This window comes from Empedobacter sp. GD03739, assembly GCF_029843245.1.
Taxonomy (GTDB): Bacteria; Bacteroidota; Bacteroidia; order Flavobacteriales; family Weeksellaceae; genus Empedobacter; species Empedobacter falsenii_B.
Genome location: NZ_JAOCHX010000012.1, coordinates 39,400 through 60,437 on the forward strand (window position 1 = coordinate 39,400; position 21,038 = coordinate 60,437).

Genomic DNA, 21,038 nt, shown 5'->3' on the forward strand with positions numbered 1-21,038 from the left:
CATGGGAAAAGAGAAAACTAAAAAATTAAAGCATCTTGATCTTCCAGATGGTTCGTTAGAAAAAAGCACAATTACCTTAAACTTAGGACCTACGCATCCTGCAACACATGGGGTATTTCAAAATATTTTAGAGATTGATGGTGAAATCATCAAATCTGCGGTTCCTACAGTTGGGTATATTCACCGTGCTTTTGAGAAAATTGCTGAACGCAAACCTTTGTACCAAATTACACCTTTAACAGACCGATTGAACTATTGTTCGGCGCCGTTAAATAACTTAGGTTGGCACATGACAGTTGAGAAATTCGTTGGAATTGAAGTTCCAAAACGTGTTTCTTATTTGCGTGTTATCATTATGGAATTGGCTCGTATGGCAGATCATATTGTATGTAACTCGATTATGGGTGTTGATACAGGAGCATTTACAGGATTCCTTTATATGATGAAATACCGCGAGTTGATTTATGAGATTTACGAAGAAATTTGTGGTTCTCGTTTAACAACAAATATTGGTCGTATCGGTGGTTTCGAACGTGATTTTTCTGAAGTTGCTTGGACAAAAATCCATCGTTTCGTGAGAGAGTTTCCAGATGTCTTAACAGAGTTTGAAAACTTATTTTTACGTAACCGTATTTTTATGGATCGTACGCAAGGAGTAGGAGGAATTTCGGCTGAACGTGCATTAAATTATGGTTTCACAGGACCAAATTTACGTGCGGCTGGTGTAGATTATGATGTTCGTGTAGCGAAACCATATTCTCGTTACGAAGAATTCGAATTCGATATTCCAGTTGGTACAACGGGAGATTGTTACGATAGATTCTTAGTTCGTGGTCAAGAAATGTGGCAAAGTTTAAGTATCATTAAACAAGCAATTGCAAAAATTGATGCATTAGAAGGAGAAGAAGCAACGCAATATCATGCTGATGCTCCAGACTTTTATTTACCACTAAAGAAAGATGTTTACACAAAAATGGAAGCGTTAATCTATCACTTCAAAATTATTATGGGAGAGGTAGATATGCCAAAAGGAGAAATTTATAATTCAATCGAAGCTGCAAATGGTGAGTTGGGTTATTATTTCGTTTCTGATGGTGGACGTTCGCCATACCGTTTACATTTCCGTAGACCTTGTTTCATTTATTATCAAGCTTATCCAGAATTGATTGAAGGATCAATGATTTCAGATGCCATTATCACAATGAGTAGTTTGAATTTGATTGCTGGAGAATTAGATGCTTAATAAAAATTATTAAAAATGGCAATTCAATTTTCAGAAGAAACACAACAAAAAGTAGATAAAATCATTGCACGTTATCCATCGGATAAAAAACAAAGTGCATTGATTCCTTTACTTCATGTCGCACAAGCTGAGTTTGGTGGTTGGTTAGACACTCCTCATTTAGATTATGTTGCAGAAGTATTAGAAATTTTACCAGTAGAAGTTTACGAAGTAGCTTCATTTTATTCGATGTTTAACTTAAATCCTGTAGGGAAATTTGTGTTAGAAGTTTGTCAAACAGGACCTTGTATGTTAAGAGGTTCAGACAAAATTATTGAACACATCAAAACAAAATTAAATATTGAAGCTGGTGGAACTTCGGCAGATGGTTTATTTACATTAAAACCAGCCGAATGTTTAGGAGCATGTGGTTACGCGCCAATGCTACAGTTAGGAAAAACGTATCGTGAGAATTTAACGATCGAGAAAGTAGACGAATTAATCGAGGAATTGAAAAAATTAGCATAATGGGACAAAAATTACTGTTAAAAAATATTGATGTTCCAGGAATTCGTCAGTATCAAGCTTACCGCGAAAACGGTGGTTATGCAAATGCTGAAAAAGCATTTAAAATGACAACTGATGAAATCTTAGAAGAAGTAAAAACTTCTGGTTTAAGAGGTCGTGGTGGTGCAGGTTTCCCAACTGGAATGAAATGGAGCTTTTTGGCAAAGCCAGAAGGTGTTCCAAGACACTTAGTGGTAAATGCAGACGAATCTGAACCAGGAACGTTCAAAGACCGTTTCTTGATGGAATATATTCCTCATTTATTAATTGAAGGAGTTCTGATTTCATCATTCTGTTTAGGTTCTAATACATCATTTATTTATATCCGTGGAGAATATGCGTGGGTTGCAGAAATTTTAGAAGAAGCAATCGACGAAGCAAAAGCTGCTGGTTGGTTAGGTAAAAACATTCAAGGAACAGGTTTCGATTGCGAAATTTATGTTCAACGTGGAGGTGGAGCTTATATCTGTGGAGAGGAAACGGCATTGTTAGAATCGTTAGAGGGTAAACGTGGAAATCCACGTCTAAAACCACCTTTCCCAGCTGTTAAAGGTTTATGGGGAAGACCAACGGTTGTAAACAATGTAGAAACAATTGCAGCTATTGTTCCAATTATTGAGATTGGAGGAGAAGCATATTCTAAAATTGGAGTTGGACGTTCAACAGGAACAAAATTAATTTCAGCTTGTGGTAATATTAATAAACCAGGCGTTTATGAAATTGATATGACAATTACGGTTGAAGAATTTATTTATTCAGACGAATATTGTGGAGGTATTCCAAATGGAAAACGCCTTAAAGCATGTATTCCTGGAGGAAGTTCTGTGCCAATTGTTCCAGCAAACTTATTGTTAAAAACTGCAGAAGGTAAACCTCGTTACATGAATTACGAAAGTTTATCAGAAGGAGGTTTCCAAACAGGAACAATGATGGGTTCCGGAGGATTTATTGTTTTAGATGAAGATCAAGATGTTGTTTACCACACGTATACATTAGCTCGTTTCTATCGTCACGAATCGTGTGGACAATGTTCACCTTGTCGTGAAGGAACAGGTTGGATGGAAAAAATCTTGAAACGAATCGATGAAGGAAAAGGAAAAATGTCTGACATCGAATTGTTATGGGATGTTCAACGTAAAATCGAAGGAAATACAATTTGTCCATTAGGAGATGCAGCGGCTTGGCCAGTAGCAGCGGCAATTCGTCACTTCCGTGATGAGTTTGAATGGCATATTAATAATCCGGAAGAATGTTTGATGCGTAATTTTGGTTTAGCACATTATGCTGATCCAATCGAAATTAAAGAAACCGCAAATTAATACGAAGATGGCAGAAGAAACACCATTATTTAAAGTTACCATCGATAACGAAACGATTGAAGTACCTGCGGGAACAACGATCCTTCAAGCCGCTCGTATGGTTGGTAAAGAAGTAGCACCTCCAGCGATGTGTTACTACGGTAAATTAGAAAATACAGGAGGAAACTGTAGAACATGTTTGGTAGAAGTATCAAAAGGAAGTGAAGCAGATCCTCGTCCAATGCCAAAATTGGTTCCGTCTTGTCGTACAACAGTTATGGACGGAATGGTTGTAGGCAATAAAACGTCTGAGCGTACAGTTGAGGCACGTAAAGGTATTGTTGAATTATTATTAATCAACCATCCTTTAGATTGTCCAGTATGTGATCAAGCAGGAGAATGTAAATTACAAGATTTAAGTTACGAGCACGGAGCAGAAGCAACACGTTACGAATTTGATCGTCGTACATTCCCAAAAGAAGATTTAGGTCCAAATATTCAGTTGAACATGAACCGATGCATTTTATGTTATCGTTGTGTAAAAACTGCGGATCAAATCACAGGTTGTCGTGAGCATGGTGTAATGAATCGTGGAGATCACGCAGAAATTTCAACTCATATCAACAAAAGTTTAGATAACGAATTCATCGGAAATATTATTGATGTTTGTCCAGTTGGAGCTCTAACAGATAAAACGTTCCGTTTCAAAAATCGTGTTTGGTTCTTGAAACCAGTTGATGCACATCGCGATTGTCCGACTTGTTCTGGTAAAGCACAAGTGTGGTTCCGTGGAAACGAAGTTTTCCGTGTAACAGCTCGCAAAGATGAATTTAACGAAGTAAAAGATTGGATTTGTAACACATGTCGTTTCGATAAAAAAGATATCAACGATTGGACGTTAGAAAAACCATCAGAAATTTCTAAAGATTCTGTTGTTCGTCAAGGTCATTACTTTGAGAATAAAGTGGAGCCAAAAGAAACACTTCCGAAAGTAATCAAACGCGATCCAAAGATTTTATTAGATATTCACTCGGTTTCAGAAGTAAATGAACCAAATCGTGATTTATCTAAAATTGATGGACCAGCAACAAGTAAAGATTTTAAAGATTAATCATTCGTAAATAAAATTAACAAAATGACAGAAGAATTTATTGCTGATGCATTAGAAAAGTTAGCTTTAGTAGGCGTAATGATTGGTTTTGCATTAGTTGTTGCCATGTACTCTACTTGGGCTGAGCGTAAAGTTGCAGCATTCTTACAAGATCGTATCGGACCAAACCGTGCAGGTATTTTTGGTTTATTACAACCGCTTGCCGATGGTTTAAAATTATTCTCGAAAGAGGAAATTACACCAAAAGATTCGAATAAATTTTTATTCATCTTAGGTCCATCTTTGGCAATGATTGTAGCTTGTATGACAGGTGCAGTTATTCCATGGTCGACAGCTTTCGAGATTGGAGATCGTGTAGTTGTTCCTCAAATTGCAGATGTTAACATCGGATTTTTATACATTTTAGGTGTATTAAGTTTAGGTGTTTATGGAATTATGATTGGTGCTTGGGCATCGAACAACAAATACTCTTTAATGGGAGGTTTGCGTGCAGCTTCGCAGATTATTTCGTACGAATTACCGATGGGAATAGTGTTAATCACAATTTTGATGATGACAGGTTCTTTAAAATTGAGTGATATTGTACATTATCAACAAGAGCATGCGTGGTTTATCTTATTACAACCATTAGGATTTATTATTTTCTTGGTTTGTTCGTTCGCAGAAACTAACCGTACTCCGTTCGATTTACCAGAAGCAGAAAATGAGTTAATTGGAGGTTATCACTCAGAATATTCTTCGATGAAGATGGGATTCTTCTTATTCGCAGAATACATCAACATGTTTATCAGTTCTGTAGTAATTTCTACCTTATATTTTGGTGGATACGATATCCCATTTGTAGACGATGCAACATTAGTAAACTCTATCGGAGTGAATGGAACGGCAATTCTTAATTTCCTTTCATTATTCGGTAAAGCTTGTTTCTTCATCTTCTTCTATATGTGGGTGCGTTGGACGATTCCTCGTTTCAGATATGACCAATTAATGGATTTAGGTTGGAAAAAATTATTGCCTTTAGCATTAATCAATATGTTAATTACAGGCTTAGTGATTTTATTATTAAACAAGTAGAATCATCAAAATCATTAAAAGTATGAAACCAATTACAAATAGAGTAAAACAAGTAGAACGTAAACCCCTTACTTTTTGGGAAAGTATCTATTTGATTTCTATCGCAAAAGGGTTGATGATTACATTGAAGCACTTCTTTTCGAAGAAAGCAACAATTAGTTATCCAGAAAAACAAAGACCGTTTAGTCCTGTATTTAGAGGATTACACGTTTTGAATAGAGATGAAGAAGATCGCGAAAATTGTACGGCTTGTGGACTTTGTGCTTTGGCTTGTCCAGCAGAAGCGATTACAATGGAAGCAGCAGAAAGACTTCCTGGTGAAGAAAATCTTTACCGCGAAGAAAAATATGCAGCGAAATATGAAATTAACATGTTACGTTGTATTTTCTGTGGATTCTGTGAAGAAGCTTGTCCAAAAGATGCTGTTTATTTATCGCAAACAGTTCCACCAGCAAGTTTCAAACGTCAAAACTTTATCTATTCGAAAGAAGATTTATTAATCCCGAAAAAAGCTACAAATTAATGGAATTACCTATCATTTTATTCTATGTTTTGTCGAGCTTAACGGTGTTAAGTGCGCTACTAATGGTGTTCAGTAAAAATCCTGTACATTCCATTTTATATTTAATCGTAACATTCTTCTGCATCAGCGGACATTATGTATTGCTAAACGCACAGTTTTTGGCAATTGTAAATGTCATTGTCTATGCCGGAGCAATTATGGTATTGTTCTTATTCGTGGTGATGTTGATGAACTTGAATAGTGAAAAGAAATCATTTGGTCGACCAGCAAAAATATTAGCAGCGAGTTTAATCTCTTTGTTATTTGTTGCCTTGACAATTGGTATTTTCTCACAAAATCAAGCTTCTGCAAACACAGCTGTAGAAATGGGAACAGGTGATTTAGGATTGATTCACAACTTAGGATCATTGTTGTATTCAGAATATGTTTTACCATTCGAGTTGAGCAGTATTTTGTTTATTTCTGCAATGATTGGAGCGGTGATGTTATCGAAAAAGGACGAAGAATTATTGGATTAAATATAAAAAGTAAAAGATGTTACCAATCAGTTATTATATTACTTTATCATTAATCCTATTCGGAATAGGAATGGCTGGCGTAATGATTCGTCGTAACGCAATTGTCATTTTTATGTGTATAGAATTGATGTTAAATTCTGTGAATTTGTTGTTAGTAGCGTTCTCAAAAATGCACTATCACGCAAATCCAGCATTAGAAAAAGGAACAGATGCACAACTTTTAGTATTCTTTATTATGGTTGTGGCTGCGGCTGAGGTTGCTGTAGGATTATCAGTGATAATTTTATTGTTCCGCAAAGTATACTCGGTAGATATTAATGTGTTAAATCGTTTAAAAGGTTAAGAATGGAGCAGTATATATGGTTAATTCCTTTGATTCCATTCATAGGATTTTTGATTAACGGTTTAGGACGAAATGTACTTTCAAAAAGCTTAGTTACTTTCATCGGAAGTGGAGCAGTTTTAGCAAGTTTCATTTTATCAATCATGGTTTTTATGTCAGTTCCATCAGGAGCAGATGCACAACCATTAATTTTTAAGGCATTTGATATTATCAATATTCCAACTTTACAAGTTCCGTTTGCATTTCAAATTGATGCATTAACGAGTTTGTTCTTGTTAATTATTACAGGAGTTGGATTTTTAATTCACGTGTACAGCTCGGCTTACATGAGCGAAGACAAAGGATTTGCAAAATTCTTTTCTTACCTAAATTTATTCATCTTCTTCATGTTGATTCTTGTGATGGGAAACAATTTCGTAATGATGTTTATTGGATGGGAAGGAGTTGGACTTTGTTCATTCTTATTAATTGGTTTTTGGTTTACAAATCCAGAATATATCAAAGCAGCAAAGAAAGCTTTCATCATGAACCGTATTGGAGATGTTGGATTCTTATTGGCAATGTTTTGGATTTTCAAAGAATTTGGAACGTTAGAATATGTAAAAGTATTCAGCCAATTAGCAATTGATCCATCTGCATTTACAGGTTTTGTATTAACAGGAATCACATTATTGTTATTCTTAGCAGCAACAGGTAAATCGGCTCAATTACCATTATTTACTTGGTTACCAGACGCGATGGCAGGACCAACGCCAGTTTCAGCACTTATTCACGCTGCAACAATGGTAACGGCAGGTATCTTTATGATTACACGTTGCAACGAATTATTTTCGGCAGCGCCAATCACATTACAAGTTATTCAGTACGTAGGAATTGCAACAGCTTTTGTTACTGCAACGATTGCAATGCGTCAAAACGATATCAAAAAAGTATTGGCTTATTCTACAGTTTCTCAATTAGGATTAATGTTCGCAGCAATTGGATCTGGAGCGTATATCGCAGCAGTTTTCCACGTAATGACGCATGCATTTTTCAAAGCATTATTATTCTTAGGGGCAGGTTCTGTAATTCACGGAATGCACCACGAGCAAGATATGCGCAAAATGGGAGGTTTGAGCAAATACATGAAAATTACACATATCACTTTCTTGATTGGATGTTTGGCAATCGCTGGTATTCCAGGTTTATCAGGTTTCTTCTCGAAAGACGAAATGTTATTAGGAATGTTTGTTTCTAATCCAGTTGTTTACGGAATCGGATTTATCGTTTCTGTGATGACAGCATTCTATATGTTCCGTTTATATGCAATGACTTTCTTAGGAGATTTAAGAGATAAAGAAGCTCATCCGCATGAAAGTCCAGCTGCAATGACAATTCCATTAATCATCTTAGCAGTTCTTTCTGTTTTTGCAGGTTATATCGGAATTCCAGCGTTGTTTATGCAAGACGGACATAAACTTCAAACTTTCTTAAGTGGAGTTGTATCAATCGGAGAAGCTCATCATGTTTCTCATGCAACAGAATGGATGATGATGGGAGCTTTATTACTTTGTGTACTTGGTGCAATTTATTATGCAATCAAGAAATACACAAACCATGTAGATGGTGAAGCAACAGGAATTGCAAAATTCTTTGAAGACAAATGGTACATCGACGAGTTATATGACAATGCAATTGTAAAACCATTGTTCGAGTTGGGTGATGTCTTGAAAAAATATGTAGAAAAAGCAGGAATTGCAGCTTTTGTTTTAGGAGTTGGAACTGTTTCTGGTCGCGCATCAAAAAATGTACGTCAGCTACAAAACGGAAATGTAGGATTCTATATTATGCTAATGGTTGTAGGAATCGTGGCAGGTATCGCAATCTTTTTTATGGGGTATTTAATTTCAAAATAGGTTAGTAATGCTTTTATCTTTATTTATCATTTTACCATTAATAGTAGGAGTTTTTATGCTATTAATGCAAGGTCAAAAACCACAAAGATGGTTAGGAGCATTCGTTGGTGGAGCGTTGTTGGCGTTGTACTTGTTTATCACTTGCAAAGGTGGAAACAACGAGTTAACGTTTCAAACACAATGGTTCAATTTCAACAGCGTTAAAACTTATTTCGCGTTAAATGCTCAAGGTTTGGGAGGATTAATGATTCTATTAACTAACCTTACTTACTTAGCTCTTTTTGTTTATTTATCAACAACAAAACAAAAATATAGCAATACATTCTATGGATTATTGTTAATCACTTTAGCAGGATTAAACGGAGTTTTCTTAGCAGAAGATTTAATTTTATTCTATTTCTTCTGGGAAGTTGTCTTAATTCCAGTTTATTTCTTAATCGGATTATTTGGAATTGGAAAAGACAAAATTCGCGCAAATATGACATTCTTCTTATATACGATTTTAGGATCGATGTTTATGTTAGGAGGAATTATTTACATCGGATTTTTCTTACAACCAGCATCATTTTTATTAACAGATGTTGTACAAGTTACAGGACCGCATTATTCAACAAACACAGCGTTGGCATTGTTATTCTTAATCGCTTTTGTGATTAAAATTCCAATCTTTCCATTTCATACATGGCAACCAACAATCTATAAAACATCACCAACTCCATTAACAGTTGTACTTTCAGCTTTGATGGCGAAAATGGGATTATTTGCAGTGGTTACTTGGTATTTGGGAATGTTTCCAACGATTTCAGAATTGTTCAAATACATTACTTATTTAGCAATTTTCGGATTAGTTTATGCCTCGTTAATAGCTTTGAGTGCAAAAAATGTGAAGAAAATTATTGCATATAGCTCGATTGCTCACTTAGCTTTAATTTTTGTGTCATTATTTTCTGAATTAGCAAATGGTGTAGCAGGAGCTTATTTCCAAATGTTTTCACATGGTTTAGTTGTTTTAGGATTATGGTTATGTGTAGATATTATGGAAAGAAAATATGATTTGACAGACATCAAATCGATTGGTGGTTTAGCAAAAGTTGATCCAACATTATCTATCTTATTCATGATATTCGGTTTAGCAAACGTAGCATTACCATTGACAAGCTCATTCATCGGAGAGTTTATGATGCTTTCTGCATTATTTACACACAATCCAGTTTTATGTGTAGTAGCTTGTTTAGGTGTTATTTTATCTGCCGTTTATACGTTGAGATTATCAAGCGCATTATTGTTTGGAGAAGTGAAAAACATCAAACAAAAAGATGCTCAAAAAGGAGGTTTTGGACCAATTGCAGTTATTTCTGTAATCGCAATCATCGTGATTATTTTAGGAGTTTATCCAACACCAATTTTTAATTTATTAGCACATTAATCATTTTTGAATAAATAGATATGAATACGATTATTTTATCAGCACTTTCAGGTATTATTTTGATGTTTAGTGGATTCTACATCAAAAATAATCGTGCCTTAAATATACTTTCTGTTGTTCTGTTTTTCGGAATGATTGTAGGAGGAATTTTCGACTTGAAAGGTTGCTCAATGTTCGCAGGAAAATTCGATAATATGATTGGACAATCGCTTTACGGCGTTTCGTTCTTTATCGCATTGGCAGGATTGGCAATTTTTTACTTATTGTTGAACAAAGATTCGTTTGGAAAAGTAGGAAAACATGTGGCAGAATATTATGCCTTAATTTTCTTCTCTTTTACAGGAATCGCAGTTTTAGCACAATTCCACAACTTAGTAATTATGTTCTTAGGAATCGAATTAATGTCAATTCCAATGTACATTATTGCAGGAACAAACAAAGAAAGTCTTAGAAGTACAGAAGCTTCTGTAAAATATTTCTTGATGGGAGCTTTCTCAACAGGAATTTTGATGTTAGGTGTAACATTTTTGTACGGCGCAACAGGAACTTTTATGGTTGATCAATTGGTAAACTATAACAAAGATTTCGAAACAATTTATTACGCAGGATGGTGTTTAATCATCTTCGCATTTTGTTTCAAAGTTTCTGCAGCACCGTTCCACGCATGGACACCAGACGTTTACGACGGAACACCAACTGTGTTTACATCGTTTATGTCGACAATCATCAAAGGAGGATCATTTTTAGGATTTATTTTAGTCTTAAAATCATTCCCAACAAATGTAGAATATGCCGAATATTACCGTTTATTATTTGCTTCAATCATCATTTTGACGTTATTTATAGGAAACTTCGGAGCAGTTTCTCAAAAATCTGTCAAACGTTTGATGGCTTATTCATCAATCGCGCAAGCAGGTTTCATGTTATTTGTTTTGTTCAACATCAATTCAGCTTCTAAAGAGGCTTTGATGTTCTATACGATTGCTTATTCGGTTGCGAATTTCATTATTTTCTATACGATTGATCAATTCAAAAATCCAAAATTTGAGAGTTTCATTGGTTTAGGAAAAGCAAATCCAGTTTTAGCAGCAGCGATGACAATTTCATTAATTTCATTAGCAGGTATTCCATTAACAGGAGGTTTCTTCGCGAAATTTATGGCATTAAGTATTGGAGGAACAAACGATAAAAACCTATTTTTGATTGTAATTGCATTGGTTATGGCAGTTTTGAGTATGTATTATTACTTCAAAATCATCAACTACATGTATTTCAAAAAAGGAAAAAACAAATTAAAAACACAAGACGGATTAACGAATTTCCTTTTAATCATTGGAATGGTTATCTTAATTGTGATGGGAATTTTTCCAGGAATATTATCTTCATTTTTGCAAACGCCAATGTGGTAATTGTAGAATGAATATTATATAGTTTTTTATTATTTATTATTTAAAAGCTCGTGTCAAGTACTTGACACGAGCTTTTTTTAGTATTTTTGAGAGATTAAAGTTTAATGATTAGTTAGAAATGAGAAAATTTACTTTACTAATTTGCCTTTGTTTGGTACAATTTGCTTTTGCGCAACGCAAAGGATATTGGCAACAAAAGGTAGATTATAAGATTGATGTTGATATGAATGAAAAAGCGTATCAATATAATGGAAAAATGCAATTGAAATACACGAACAATTCAGGACAAAGCCTGAATAAAGTTTATTTTCATTTGTATTTTAATGCTTTTCAACCAGGAAGTATGATGGATAATCGTTTGCAAAACATTCCAGATCCTGATAAAAGAATGGCAACGAATGTTGGAACAAAAGAAAATCCTAAATATGTTAGCCGTATTTCTGAATTAAAACCAGATCAAATCGGTTATCAAAAAGTGACTTCTCTAAAGCAAGATGGTAAAGCTGTTTCGTATAAAGTTGATGGAACAATCTTAGAAGTTACGCTAGCAAAACCAATTGCAGAAGGACAAACATCTACTTTCGATATGGTTTGGAATGCGCAAGTTCCTGAACAAATTCGTCGTTCTGGACGTAATTCGAAAGATGGTGTAGAATTTTCTATGGCGCAATGGTATCCAAAAATGGCAGAATTCGATCCAGAAGGTTGGCATTTAGATGAATATGTTGGTCGCGAATTTTTTGCTCCTTTTGGTAATTTTGATGTCACAATTAACATCGATAAAGATTATGTTGTGGGAGCATCAGGAGAGTTACAAAATCCAAATAATGTAAAAGGTTATTTGAAAAATCCTACAATCAAAGCAAAAAATGGTAAAGTAGCTTGGAATTTCAAAGCTGAAAATATTCACGATTTTGTTTGGGCTGCAGATAAAGAATTTATTGTGGAACACGAAAAATCTAAACATGGCGTAGATGTTTATTTAGTTTACCAAGACAATGATAAATCTTCTGCGTGGAGACAAGCGATGCCTTATGCATTAGGTTTCTTCGATTATAATTCTGAACATTTTGGTGAATATCCATGGAAAACGTATTCAATTATTCAAGGTGGTGACGGTGGTATGGAATATGGTACTGCAACTCTAATTGCTGGAGGAAGTAATTTGAATAGTTTAATTGGTACAATTTTCCACGAAGCAGCGCACTCTTGGTATCAACAATTGTTTGGAATCAATGAAACGTACAACGAATGGTTCGACGAAGGTTTTACATCATATGTAGAGCAAATGGCACACCTTAATGTTGTAGATAAATTAAAAGTAATGCCTTCTAATCCAAATCCAGATGCTTACAAAGGATATATTAGTTTAGCACTTTCTGGAAAAGAAGAACCTGCAAGTTTATTGGCAGATTATTACAACACCAACTATGCATATTCTTTAGAGGCTTACTACAAAGGTCAAGTTTTAGCGATTCAATTGGGTTATATTATTGGGAATGATAATTTGAACAAAACATTTTTAGAGTTTTATAAACAATGGAAATTCAAACATCCTTCTGGTAACGATTTCAAACGTGTGGCAGAAGAAGTTTCTGGAATTAATCTTAAATGGTATTTTAATTTATTCTTGAACACAACACGCAAAATTGATTACGCTGTAGAAGCTGTAAACGGAAACACAATCACAATTGCAAACAAATCAGATTTTGCAATGCCTATTGATTTATTGGTAGAATATACAGATGGTTCAAAAGAATTATTCTACATTCCTTTACGTGAAATGCGTGGAGAAAAACCAACAGAAAACTTAGTAGAATATCAAGGTGCAAAAAGAACTATTTTAGAAGATTGGTTCTGGACAAAACCTACCTATGATGTTAAAGTTTCGAAAGAAGTTAAACAAGTTACCATCGATCCAACAAAACGTTTGGCAGATGTAAACGATAAAAATAACGTATTTACAAAATAATGTTATTAGCAGTAAATATTGGAAATACTAATCTTCGTTTCGCAGTTTTCAAAAGTGAAACGGAGATTATTACATGGACAATCAATTCAAAACCTTACCGTACCGAATACGAGTTTTTTGCAAAATTCTCGAACATGTACGAACCTTTCGGAATTGAGAAATATGATATTACAGATATTGTGATTGGTTCGGTTGTTCCACCACTTACAGCAAGTGTTAAGATTGCTTTACAAAAAATTCACAAGTTCAAACCAATGGTTGTGGATCGTAATACACCATCAGCAATCAAGCATAAGTCAAACCAAATGGGAACAGATTTATATGCGAATGCCGTAGCTGCACATTATCAAAATTATCAAGGCAAAAAAATTGTCATTGATTTTGGAACTGCACTAACTTTCTTAGGCATAGACGAATCAGCAAATGTCGGTGGAGTAGTAATTGCTCCCGGAATTATTACTGCCTTAAATTCTTTAGTAGGAGAAACGGCTCAATTACCAACAGTCGAACTGAAAGCGCCTAAAACTGTTTTGGGATCTGATACAGAATCTTGCATGCAATCAGGAATGGTTTATGGTTTTTTGAGTATGGTCGAAGGAATGATTGATCGTATCAATGCCGAAGAAGGAGAACAATGTTATGTGATTTCGACAGGAGGAGTTGGCGGTGTTTACAAATCGTTGACAGATAAAATTGATATCGATGATCGTTTACACACAATAAAAGGTCTTAAAATATTATACGAATTGAATAAAGATTCGTTTCAGAAATAATTTATTTTAGATAAATATGATTAAAAAGCTCGCTAATTGTGAGCTTTTTTCGTTCTATATCAAATCATTTCAAAAAAAAAGTTTAATTTTCTGTAACCTTTTTACAAACCTTGAGTCTATTAAGTAAGAAAGCAATTAACACACGTGAAATTATTTGTACTAAATCGAAAAAGTAAAGAAGAAATTTTAGTCGAACGACTAAAAAAGAACGATGCTTTGGCGCAAAAAGAACTCTACGAACAAAGCTCCAAAAAGATGCTGAGCGTTTGTAGAAGCTACATCGAAGACATGCATTATGCAGAAGATTGTATGATTAATGGTTTTTGTAAAGTCTTTAATCATATCGAGAAATTTCAAAATAAAGGAAGTTTCGAAGGTTGGATGCGTCGAATTATGGTCAACGAATGTTTAACTTTTTTACGTGCAAATAAAACATTGATTTATGTTGATGATGTAAGAGTTTCTAATTATGATGAAGCGGATGAAGAAGTAGAGGAAACGTGGTTAAATTTTAATGTGCAAGACATGTTAGATCAACTTTCAGAACCTTATCGATTGGTGTTTAATCTTCATATTCTCGAAGATTATTCGCATCAAGAAATTTCAGAAATGCTGAATATTTCGGTTTCGACCAGCAAAACGCAATTGTTTCGAGCAAAGGCAAAACTGAAAGAAATTGTTCTAAGTAAAAAGAAAATGACAAATGAAAAACAACGATAAAATATCAAACTATATAAAAGACGATTTAGAAAATCGTGAATTGAATCCTTCTCATGATGCGTGGGACAGAATTCAAGCTCGTATGGATGTCGCTCCATCACCACAAAAATCAAATTTTAAATGGTGGTTGTCTGCTGCGGTTGTGGCGTTATTTACGGTTTCTACATCAATTTATTTATTCTCGAATCAATCGAAAGATGATCAACCAAAAGAATTTGTAAATCATCAGGAACAAAATAATCCGCAACAAATTCAATCAGACTCTAATACAGTTCATTCTTCAGAATCGATTTTAGCGAATAATGAAAAGATTGATTCTTCTAAAAAAGAAGTTGAAATTCAGACACAAGAAGAGAAGAAACCAATTCAACATGGTAAAGTTCAAGTGGCAATAAACGAAGAATCTCAACAAGTTGAAATGGCTTTTCCAACGAAGAAAGAAGCTATTGTAGAGAAGAAAGAAGATTTAAAATCAGAAGCTCAACCAAAGAAAAATATTGCAGCTAACACAACATTAGATTCTGTAAAAGTGAACAAAAAGAATAAGAATTTTGTAGATCCAAATATGTTGTTGTATTCGATCGAAAATAAAGAAAATCTAAAGGAGTCAAACCAATCGCGCGTGGTTTCTATCGGCTTCAAATAAAACATTAATATCCCTAAATTAGCAAGATTATGATAAAAAAACTTATCGTAGCAGGATTATTATGCTTATCAGCTACATCACTATATGCTCAAAAATTTACATTTGATTTGAATGATAAAAATGACGAAAAAATCAGTCCAATTGTAAAAGATCGCATTAGCGAATTTACGTTAGTGATTCGTCAAATTGTGCAGGAAGAAAAATCTGCAATGGAAAAGAAAATTGCGGCAGTTGACAAAGAATTAGCAGAAGGAAAACTGAATGCTTCTGAGGCTACAGCGAAGAAAGAAGCGATTGCAAATGTGTATTCGGGAACGATAAATGATCGTATTCAGGAAGTGAATTTTAACTTAGATGATATCATCAAACAACAAGTTGCATTTTCGATTATGAATGGCGAAGATCCAATTACGCCAAAAACAAAACAAGATGTGACGAAACGTTACCGAATTGCGAATCAAATTAACGGTTATGCTTCTTTTGGATACATGGCGTTTACAGGTAAAAAAGACGAAGAATTGAACAAACACGAAAAGTTTTCAAGTAATATTACGGCAGGTTTAATGTACGAAAGACAATTATCCTTAACGAGTCCAGTTAACTTTTTAGCAGGAGCACTATTCTCTTGGAGAACTTACAGAATTGACGATGATATGCGTTTTAATCGTGATGAAAATGGAGATGTTGGTTTAATAAAACATGACAAATCGTTAGACAAATCGAAGTTGCGCTCGGCTTATTTTATGGTTCCAGTTGGATTTAAATACAACTTTTCGAAAGTCAAAAATATTACCGAAGATTTTGCATATCGTCCGCAAGGAAAACACTATATCGCAGCATATATGTATGGAGGAACGTTGTTATCATCGAATAATATTTACAAAGGAGATGGTGTTCGCAGCAAAAATCGTGGAAATTATAATGTGAATAATTTTATCTACGGAGCCGAAGTAACAATTGGTTTAGGATTGATTGATGTCTTTGTGAGAAAGGATTTTAATAATTATTTTAAAGATAATACATTTGATAATCGTAAAATGATTCAGTTTGGCATAAATCTTGGATTATAACAATTATCTCAATCATAGTTTTAGTATTGAAATTTTATAACATAACATTTTTTTTAATATAATGAACCTCAGATTTATCTGAGGTTTTTTATTTGTAGAAAAATTTTCTAAACCTGTTCAAAAAAATTGTAAATTAGTACAAATCCAATGAGAGATGGTAAAATCTAAACTTAGTTGGCAAACACTTCTTCTCATCATCATTTTTCTATTATTAATGATGGTTAACTTCACGTTTGTCAAAGCTTTTTGGTTTGGAGGAAATTTTTGGATAGACGAACCTTTTTTACGCATTGGCGTTTTCATGATTTCTTTACTTGCATCGATGTCTATTTTATACGATTTAACGTTTAATTTGACCTTATTTACGTTAAAAGAAGAAACGTTCGAAATCAGAACAATTTTCAAAAAAGATGAAATTCCATATCGAGCAATTTATTATTTGTACGAAGAAGAAGACATTTTTCGCTTGAATCGCAATCAAATTCTAACTATTCAAACCAAAAAATCAAAGTTCAGATTACGAAGTTTTTTTGATTCAAATTATGATCAAGTAAAAACTAAACTAACCGAAAAAGCAGAACAATACGTTAATTTATTAGCTTAATGATATTAAAAAAACGTCGCTCATAGACGACGTTTTAATTATTACTATTATTTTTTAAGTAAATCAAAATGTTTTGAATCAGCACTAAAATTGCAAGCGACGTAAAAAACATAAAGCCAACATAAATGGCAACTTGTTTGTCTTGACCAATTTTTATGAAGATAAAATAAGCCAAAAGCGTTCCCATGATTTGCATCAAAACGGCGCGCCAAGCAATTTTTTTTACAACAGTAGCATCTTTGGTTCTAAATCCAGCAATTCCTTGATAAATCGTCGGAAATATCAACATAATAAATGCGATTATTTTTAGAGGTGTTTCCATTTATACTTTTATTTCTTTCTGCATTTGTTCGACAACTTCATAAGTTGCAGGACAAATTAGCGTATTTTTTAGGGTAAGATGATTAATTTGATAAAACTTTTTGCGATCTGTATGTGGATATTCACGGCAAGCTTTTGGACGATCTTCATAAACCAAACAATAATTTTCACTATCCAAAAATGGACAAGGAACTTGTTGCAAAACGTAATCATTGTCCTCATCAATTCGTAAATATTTATCAATAAATTGACTTGGTTTGATACGAAAAACATGCGCTAAACGCTCAATATCTTTTTGCGTAAAAAGCGGACCCGTTGTTTTGCAACAATTCGCGCAAGAAAGACAATCAATACGATTGAAAACATCTTCGTGAATTTCTTCCATTTTTTGATCCAAGTTTTTAGGCGGTTTCTTTTTCAACTTCTCCAAAAACTTTTTATGTTCACGTTGTTTTTCTTTTGCTTTCGCAAAATATTCTTCTAAGAAATGATCTCCCATTTTTCTATTTCTCCTTCTTTTACTTCGAAAATCTCCGCGCAATCAACCATTTTGAGGTTTTCAAATTGTTTGAATCGCTCAGGATCTCTTTGTTCTAACTTCTTTAATAAATGGTTGAATTCATATTGCATTTGACCTGTTGTAACCTCAATTTTAATCTTTGTAAAATCAAAATCAATTTTATTTCGGTCAAAATTATATCCTCGTCTTGTGGCTTCGTCCCAAACTTCTGCTAAATATTGATTAATCGCTTCAAGCGGTTTTTCAATTGATTTGAAACGAATTAATTGCGGATGATTTTTATAACCTTTTGTATTGCCTTCCAAAACATTTTTTGCCAAAAGCGATTCGCGCCAAAGTGCTACAATTCCTTTTGCATCGAGATACTTCGGATGAACAGACCAAATTCGCATTTGTTAGATTATTTATCTTTTTTAATATCTTCTACATTTTTTACACCACGTAATCTGCAAAATTCTTCGATAACATTGTGATGAGAGACTGTTTTATCTTTAAAATAATTGACAAAATATTTCTTTTCTTCTTCGGTTGCTTCTAACTGATTTAAGATATTCATCAAATGCATTTTCATGTGACCTTTCTGAATTCCTGTTGTAACCAAAGAACGCAACGCACCAAAGTTTTGCGCTAAACCAGCAACAGCAACAAATCCCATCAATTCTTTAGCATTCGGTTTTCCAAGAATTCCCATCGCTAATTTTACTAATGGATGCAAAGCTGTCAATCCACCAATTGTTCCAAGCGCAGTTGGTAAATCAATCCAAAAACGGAAAATTCCATCTTTTACTTCGCAATGTGTTAACGAAGAATATTGACCATCTTTCGCGGCATACGTATGCGCACAAGCCTCTACAGCACGGAAATCGTTACCTGTTGCAATCACAACCGCATCAATCCCGTTCATAATTCCTTTGTTATGCGTTGTTGCACGATAAGGCTCTATTTCTGCAATTCTTACAGCGCGAGAAAACTTCTCTACAAATTCTTCTGAGGTTACATTTCCTTCCGCCAATTGCTCAACAGGACAAGAAACTTCTGCACGAACAATACAATCTGGTGTATAATTTGATAAAATACACATCACGATTTGAAGTGAATCTTTTTCATCATCTGTAAAAGTAGAATCAGCTTCTATCTCGTTGCGTAATGTTTTGGCAAATTGCTCTAAACATGAATTGATAAAGTTTGCACCCATCGAATCCATTGTTTCGAAAGACGCTTTTATTTGATAATAGTTTTCTAAATCAGCAGTTTTATCAATTAATTCTAAAGCTAAAATACCGCCACCACGCGCACGCATGTTTTTTGTGATATCATTTGTCGTTTCGATTAATTGATTTTTAATCGTTGTTTCAAATGCATTTTGTAACTTTTTTTTGTCACCTTCGTACATAAAATGAACGTGACCTAATTTTGTTGTAGATAAAATAGTTGTTTTGAAACCACCACGTGTTTGCCAAAACTTTGCAGCCTTAGAAGCCGCAGCAACAACAGACGACTCTTCAATCGCCATTGGAATGGCATATAATTCGTCGTTGATTAAAAAGTTTGGTGCTAAACCAAACGGCATATAGAAATTAGAAACTGTATTTTCTGAAAATTCGTCGTGCAGTTTTTGCAAATCTGCATCGTCATTCCAATATTGTTTCATGATTTGAATTGCTTTTTCATCGCCATTCAAATATTCATTTACAACCCATTCAATTTTTCCTTCTTTCGATAATTTCGAAAAACCTTCTACTGCTTGATGCTTCATATTGGATATTTTTTTATAAGACAAAAGTACAAACGTTTTGAATGTTATAAGATACTTCTTCTGTTTTTTGATTAATTTTTAACGATTTAGTAGAGTAGTGGATTTGGTTAAACACAATAAATGTAGAATTAGTTATTGTACTATAACTTTTTGAAGAAAATATCCACTTGAAAATTGATATTCTAAAATATAAAAAACACCTTTTACTTAACATAAAAGGTGTTATAAGAACATAGTGTAGTACTAATTAACAGCTCTCATTTAGATAACATTTATATAATTTATTGTTTCTAAACTCTAAGACAAGTTGAAAATCAGAATTAGTCGGAAAAACTAAAGAATTATCATATTTTTGAAAATCATATTTTTTTTCAAAACCTTTAATTATATTTTCTCGAGTCATTTCCTCATTCAAAATTATATTGTTAATCTTGAAAATTTTATTTTTTGGAAGCGTTTTAAAATCAATATTATGTAAAGAATAAAAACTTTTTTTTGAACCTATTAATTCAAAACCAGAATAATGTATTATTTCAAATAATACATTTTGAGTTTCATTTGAATATGAACCACACTCATATTCTGAAGTTGAGATATTAATTGGTTTTCCATACCTTTCTAGTATATTATTATTACTTATTTCGAATATAGAATTGTCATTTAGAGAAATATCGTCTTTTAAATTAAGAATATTATGAATATATTCTTTTTTTTCAGAACAAGAAAAAAGAATAATAACTGTGATTAAAAATATTAGTTTTCTCATTAATTACGGATACCAAAGCATTATTTTAGACACTTGTTTATAAGAATTTATATTTATTAAAATATAATAATCCATTTCTATATTATCAATTGAAAGCGGTATTTTATAAAATTCTACACCTTGACTTGTTGTTTTAAAAACTTTAAACTGTTCATTTATTGCTGAATCTAATGTTTTACCTACAGTAATTATTGTATTGTTTATTTTTATTATAGAATTTATATTTAATTCAAATGAAACTAAACTATCATTAATGAAGTTATATCTAGCATTAGAATAAATATAACTTAGCATATTTGCATCATCAATTTCACTATATATGGACTCCGTAGATAGAGGATTTCCAATAGTGTTTTTTAATACAGTTGTAGTGATGTTATTTTTTAAAGATATACTATTATTTAAAAAAACATTAGATGTACTTATATGGGTTTGTGCCAATACATTTGTAAAAACAAATAGTAAAATAGCTGTTATTATATTTTTCATTATATTATATATGTT

General features: G+C 33.3%; 23 protein-coding genes. 17 read left to right on the top strand and 6 right to left on the bottom strand.

Translation table 11 applies throughout. From position 1 onward, the window contains the following. Position 1: 1 nt before the first annotated feature. The 17 genes from N5E64_RS05650 (at position 2) to N5E64_RS05730 (ending at position 17,171) form a co-directional block, all read left to right on the top strand. Positions 2-1,243 carry an NADH-quinone oxidoreductase subunit D gene (locus N5E64_RS05650; RefSeq protein WP_038333370.1) on the top strand — a complete coding sequence of 414 codons (1,242 nt, stop codon included), beginning with the start codon at positions 2-4 and terminating at the stop codon, positions 1,241-1,243. Positions 1,244-1,258: 15 nt separating this feature from the next. Then, positions 1,259-1,750, top strand: a complete 492-nt coding sequence (nuoE, locus tag N5E64_RS05655; protein WP_115002287.1) for an NAD(P)H-dependent oxidoreductase subunit E — start codon at positions 1,259-1,261, stop codon at positions 1,748-1,750. Next, complete coding sequence (nuoF, locus tag N5E64_RS05660) at positions 1,750-3,108, top strand: NADH-quinone oxidoreductase subunit NuoF (protein ID WP_115002289.1); 1,359 nt, start codon at positions 1,750-1,752, stop codon at positions 3,106-3,108. Before nuoE ends, nuoF begins: the two co-directional genes overlap by 1 nt. A gap of 7 nt (positions 3,109-3,115) precedes the next feature. Next, entirely contained in the window at positions 3,116-4,198 is a 1,083-nt protein-coding gene (locus N5E64_RS05665) for a 2Fe-2S iron-sulfur cluster-binding protein (RefSeq protein ID WP_115002357.1), read from the top strand. A gap of 24 nt (positions 4,199-4,222) precedes the next feature. Then, positions 4,223-5,272: an NADH-quinone oxidoreductase subunit NuoH gene (gene nuoH, locus N5E64_RS05670; RefSeq protein ID WP_038333358.1), complete on the top strand. Its 1,050-nt coding sequence runs from the start codon at positions 4,223-4,225 to the stop codon at positions 5,270-5,272. A gap of 22 nt (positions 5,273-5,294) precedes the next feature. After that, positions 5,295-5,795 carry an NADH-quinone oxidoreductase subunit NuoI gene (gene nuoI / locus N5E64_RS05675; RefSeq protein WP_038333352.1) on the top strand — a complete coding sequence of 167 codons (501 nt, stop codon included), beginning with the start codon at positions 5,295-5,297 and terminating at the stop codon, positions 5,793-5,795. Further along, positions 5,795-6,313 carry an NADH-quinone oxidoreductase subunit J gene (locus N5E64_RS05680; RefSeq protein WP_038333350.1) on the top strand — a complete coding sequence of 173 codons (519 nt, stop codon included), beginning with the start codon at positions 5,795-5,797 and terminating at the stop codon, positions 6,311-6,313. Before nuoI ends, N5E64_RS05680 begins: the two co-directional genes overlap by 1 nt. 16 nt (positions 6,314-6,329) lie before the next feature. Then, entirely contained in the window at positions 6,330-6,656 is a 327-nt protein-coding gene (gene nuoK, locus N5E64_RS05685; protein ID WP_026357457.1) for an NADH-quinone oxidoreductase subunit NuoK, read from the top strand. A gap of 2 nt (positions 6,657-6,658) precedes the next feature. Next, on the top strand, positions 6,659-8,551 hold the full coding sequence (gene nuoL, locus N5E64_RS05690; protein WP_125348901.1) for an NADH-quinone oxidoreductase subunit L: 1,893 nt from the start codon (positions 6,659-6,661) through the stop codon (positions 8,549-8,551). Positions 8,552-8,558: 7 nt separating this feature from the next. Continuing rightward, positions 8,559-9,977 (top strand): NuoM family protein, encoded by a 1,419-nt coding sequence (locus N5E64_RS05695; RefSeq protein ID WP_125348902.1) that lies wholly within the window; start codon positions 8,559-8,561, stop codon positions 9,975-9,977. 20 nt (positions 9,978-9,997) lie between these two features. Continuing rightward, on the top strand, positions 9,998-11,386 hold the full coding sequence (locus N5E64_RS05700) for an NADH-quinone oxidoreductase subunit N (protein WP_038333340.1): 1,389 nt from the start codon (positions 9,998-10,000) through the stop codon (positions 11,384-11,386). Positions 11,387-11,504: 118 nt separating this feature from the next. Next, positions 11,505-13,358 (top strand): M1 family metallopeptidase, encoded by a 1,854-nt coding sequence (locus N5E64_RS05705; protein WP_280036253.1) that lies wholly within the window; start codon positions 11,505-11,507, stop codon positions 13,356-13,358. Next, positions 13,358-14,131, top strand: a complete 774-nt coding sequence (locus tag N5E64_RS05710) for a type III pantothenate kinase (RefSeq protein WP_280036254.1) — start codon at positions 13,358-13,360, stop codon at positions 14,129-14,131. Before N5E64_RS05705 ends, N5E64_RS05710 begins: the two co-directional genes overlap by 1 nt. A 144-nt stretch (positions 14,132-14,275) precedes the next feature. Further along, positions 14,276-14,851, top strand: a complete 576-nt coding sequence (locus N5E64_RS05715) for an RNA polymerase sigma factor (protein WP_180905452.1) — start codon at positions 14,276-14,278, stop codon at positions 14,849-14,851. Further along, the gene (locus N5E64_RS05720; RefSeq protein WP_115002304.1) at positions 14,835-15,497 is read left to right on the top strand and encodes a hypothetical protein; all 663 of its coding nucleotides are present in this window, start codon (positions 14,835-14,837) and stop codon (positions 15,495-15,497) included. Before N5E64_RS05715 ends, N5E64_RS05720 begins: the two co-directional genes overlap by 17 nt. Before the next feature lie 29 nt (positions 15,498-15,526). After that, positions 15,527-16,567: a PorT family protein gene (locus N5E64_RS05725; RefSeq protein ID WP_125348909.1), complete on the top strand. Its 1,041-nt coding sequence runs from the start codon at positions 15,527-15,529 to the stop codon at positions 16,565-16,567. Positions 16,568-16,721: 154 nt separating this feature from the next. Next, on the top strand, positions 16,722-17,171 hold the full coding sequence (locus N5E64_RS05730; protein WP_125348910.1) for a hypothetical protein: 450 nt from the start codon (positions 16,722-16,724) through the stop codon (positions 17,169-17,171). Positions 17,172-17,205: 34 nt separating this feature from the next. Here N5E64_RS05730 and N5E64_RS05735 read toward each other — a convergent pair whose 3' ends face one another. From N5E64_RS05735 to N5E64_RS05760, 6 genes are all read right to left on the bottom strand, one after another. Beyond that, entirely contained in the window at positions 17,206-17,493 is a 288-nt protein-coding gene (locus tag N5E64_RS05735) for a hypothetical protein (protein WP_125348911.1), read from the bottom strand. Beyond that, the gene (locus tag N5E64_RS05740; protein ID WP_280036259.1) at positions 17,494-17,991 is read right to left on the bottom strand and encodes a YkgJ family cysteine cluster protein; all 498 of its coding nucleotides are present in this window, start codon (positions 17,989-17,991) and stop codon (positions 17,494-17,496) included. Then, complete coding sequence (locus N5E64_RS05745; RefSeq protein ID WP_280036262.1) at positions 17,973-18,404, bottom strand: pyrimidine dimer DNA glycosylase/endonuclease V; 432 nt, start codon at positions 18,402-18,404, stop codon at positions 17,973-17,975. Before N5E64_RS05745 ends, N5E64_RS05740 begins: the two co-directional genes overlap by 19 nt. A gap of 8 nt (positions 18,405-18,412) precedes the next feature. Beyond that, positions 18,413-19,768: a hydroxymethylglutaryl-CoA reductase, degradative gene (locus N5E64_RS05750; RefSeq protein ID WP_280036263.1), complete on the bottom strand. Its 1,356-nt coding sequence runs from the start codon at positions 19,766-19,768 to the stop codon at positions 18,413-18,415. A 247-nt stretch (positions 19,769-20,015) separates the two neighbouring features. Further along, on the bottom strand, positions 20,016-20,534 hold the full coding sequence (locus tag N5E64_RS05755) for a hypothetical protein (RefSeq protein ID WP_280036265.1): 519 nt from the start codon (positions 20,532-20,534) through the stop codon (positions 20,016-20,018). 3 nt (positions 20,535-20,537) lie between these two features. Then, on the bottom strand, positions 20,538-21,023 hold the full coding sequence (locus N5E64_RS05760; protein WP_280036267.1) for a hypothetical protein: 486 nt from the start codon (positions 21,021-21,023) through the stop codon (positions 20,538-20,540). Positions 21,024-21,038: the final 15 nt, after the last annotated feature.

Excerpts from the sequence above, each read along its gene's own strand:
- N5E64_RS05745 (WP_280036262.1), bottom strand. The coding sequence starts at position 18,404 with ATGCGAATTTGGTCTGTTCATCCGAAGTATCTCGATGCAAAAGGAATT.
- nuoI (WP_038333352.1), top strand. The coding sequence starts at position 5,295 with ATGAAACCAATTACAAATAGAGTAAAACAAGTAGAACGTAAACCCCTT.
- N5E64_RS05760 (WP_280036267.1), bottom strand. The coding sequence starts at position 21,023 with ATGAAAAATATAATAACAGCTATTTTACTATTTGTTTTTACAAATGTA.
- nuoE (WP_115002287.1), top strand. The coding sequence starts at position 1,259 with ATGGCAATTCAATTTTCAGAAGAAACACAACAAAAAGTAGATAAAATC.
- nuoK (WP_026357457.1), top strand. The coding sequence starts at position 6,330 with ATGTTACCAATCAGTTATTATATTACTTTATCATTAATCCTATTCGGA.
- N5E64_RS05730 (WP_125348910.1), top strand. The coding sequence starts at position 16,722 with ATGGTAAAATCTAAACTTAGTTGGCAAACACTTCTTCTCATCATCATT.
- N5E64_RS05650 (WP_038333370.1), top strand. The coding sequence starts at position 2 with ATGGGAAAAGAGAAAACTAAAAAATTAAAGCATCTTGATCTTCCAGAT.
- N5E64_RS05700 (WP_038333340.1), top strand. The coding sequence starts at position 9,998 with ATGAATACGATTATTTTATCAGCACTTTCAGGTATTATTTTGATGTTT.
- N5E64_RS05705 (WP_280036253.1), top strand. The coding sequence starts at position 11,505 with ATGAGAAAATTTACTTTACTAATTTGCCTTTGTTTGGTACAATTTGCT.
- N5E64_RS05725 (WP_125348909.1), top strand. The coding sequence starts at position 15,527 with ATGATAAAAAAACTTATCGTAGCAGGATTATTATGCTTATCAGCTACA.
- nuoH (WP_038333358.1), top strand. The coding sequence starts at position 4,223 with ATGACAGAAGAATTTATTGCTGATGCATTAGAAAAGTTAGCTTTAGTA.
- N5E64_RS05695 (WP_125348902.1), top strand. The coding sequence starts at position 8,559 with ATGCTTTTATCTTTATTTATCATTTTACCATTAATAGTAGGAGTTTTT.
- N5E64_RS05735 (WP_125348911.1), bottom strand. The coding sequence starts at position 17,493 with ATGGAAACACCTCTAAAAATAATCGCATTTATTATGTTGATATTTCCG.
- N5E64_RS05740 (WP_280036259.1), bottom strand. The coding sequence starts at position 17,991 with ATGGGAGATCATTTCTTAGAAGAATATTTTGCGAAAGCAAAAGAAAAA.
- N5E64_RS05750 (WP_280036263.1), bottom strand. The coding sequence starts at position 19,768 with ATGAAGCATCAAGCAGTAGAAGGTTTTTCGAAATTATCGAAAGAAGGA.
- N5E64_RS05755 (WP_280036265.1), bottom strand. The coding sequence starts at position 20,534 with ATGAGAAAACTAATATTTTTAATCACAGTTATTATTCTTTTTTCTTGT.
- nuoF (WP_115002289.1), top strand. The coding sequence starts at position 1,750 with ATGGGACAAAAATTACTGTTAAAAAATATTGATGTTCCAGGAATTCGT.
- N5E64_RS05720 (WP_115002304.1), top strand. The coding sequence starts at position 14,835 with ATGAAAAACAACGATAAAATATCAAACTATATAAAAGACGATTTAGAA.
- N5E64_RS05710 (WP_280036254.1), top strand. The coding sequence starts at position 13,358 with ATGTTATTAGCAGTAAATATTGGAAATACTAATCTTCGTTTCGCAGTT.
- nuoL (WP_125348901.1), top strand. The coding sequence starts at position 6,659 with ATGGAGCAGTATATATGGTTAATTCCTTTGATTCCATTCATAGGATTT.
- N5E64_RS05680 (WP_038333350.1), top strand. The coding sequence starts at position 5,795 with ATGGAATTACCTATCATTTTATTCTATGTTTTGTCGAGCTTAACGGTG.
- N5E64_RS05665 (WP_115002357.1), top strand. The coding sequence starts at position 3,116 with ATGGCAGAAGAAACACCATTATTTAAAGTTACCATCGATAACGAAACG.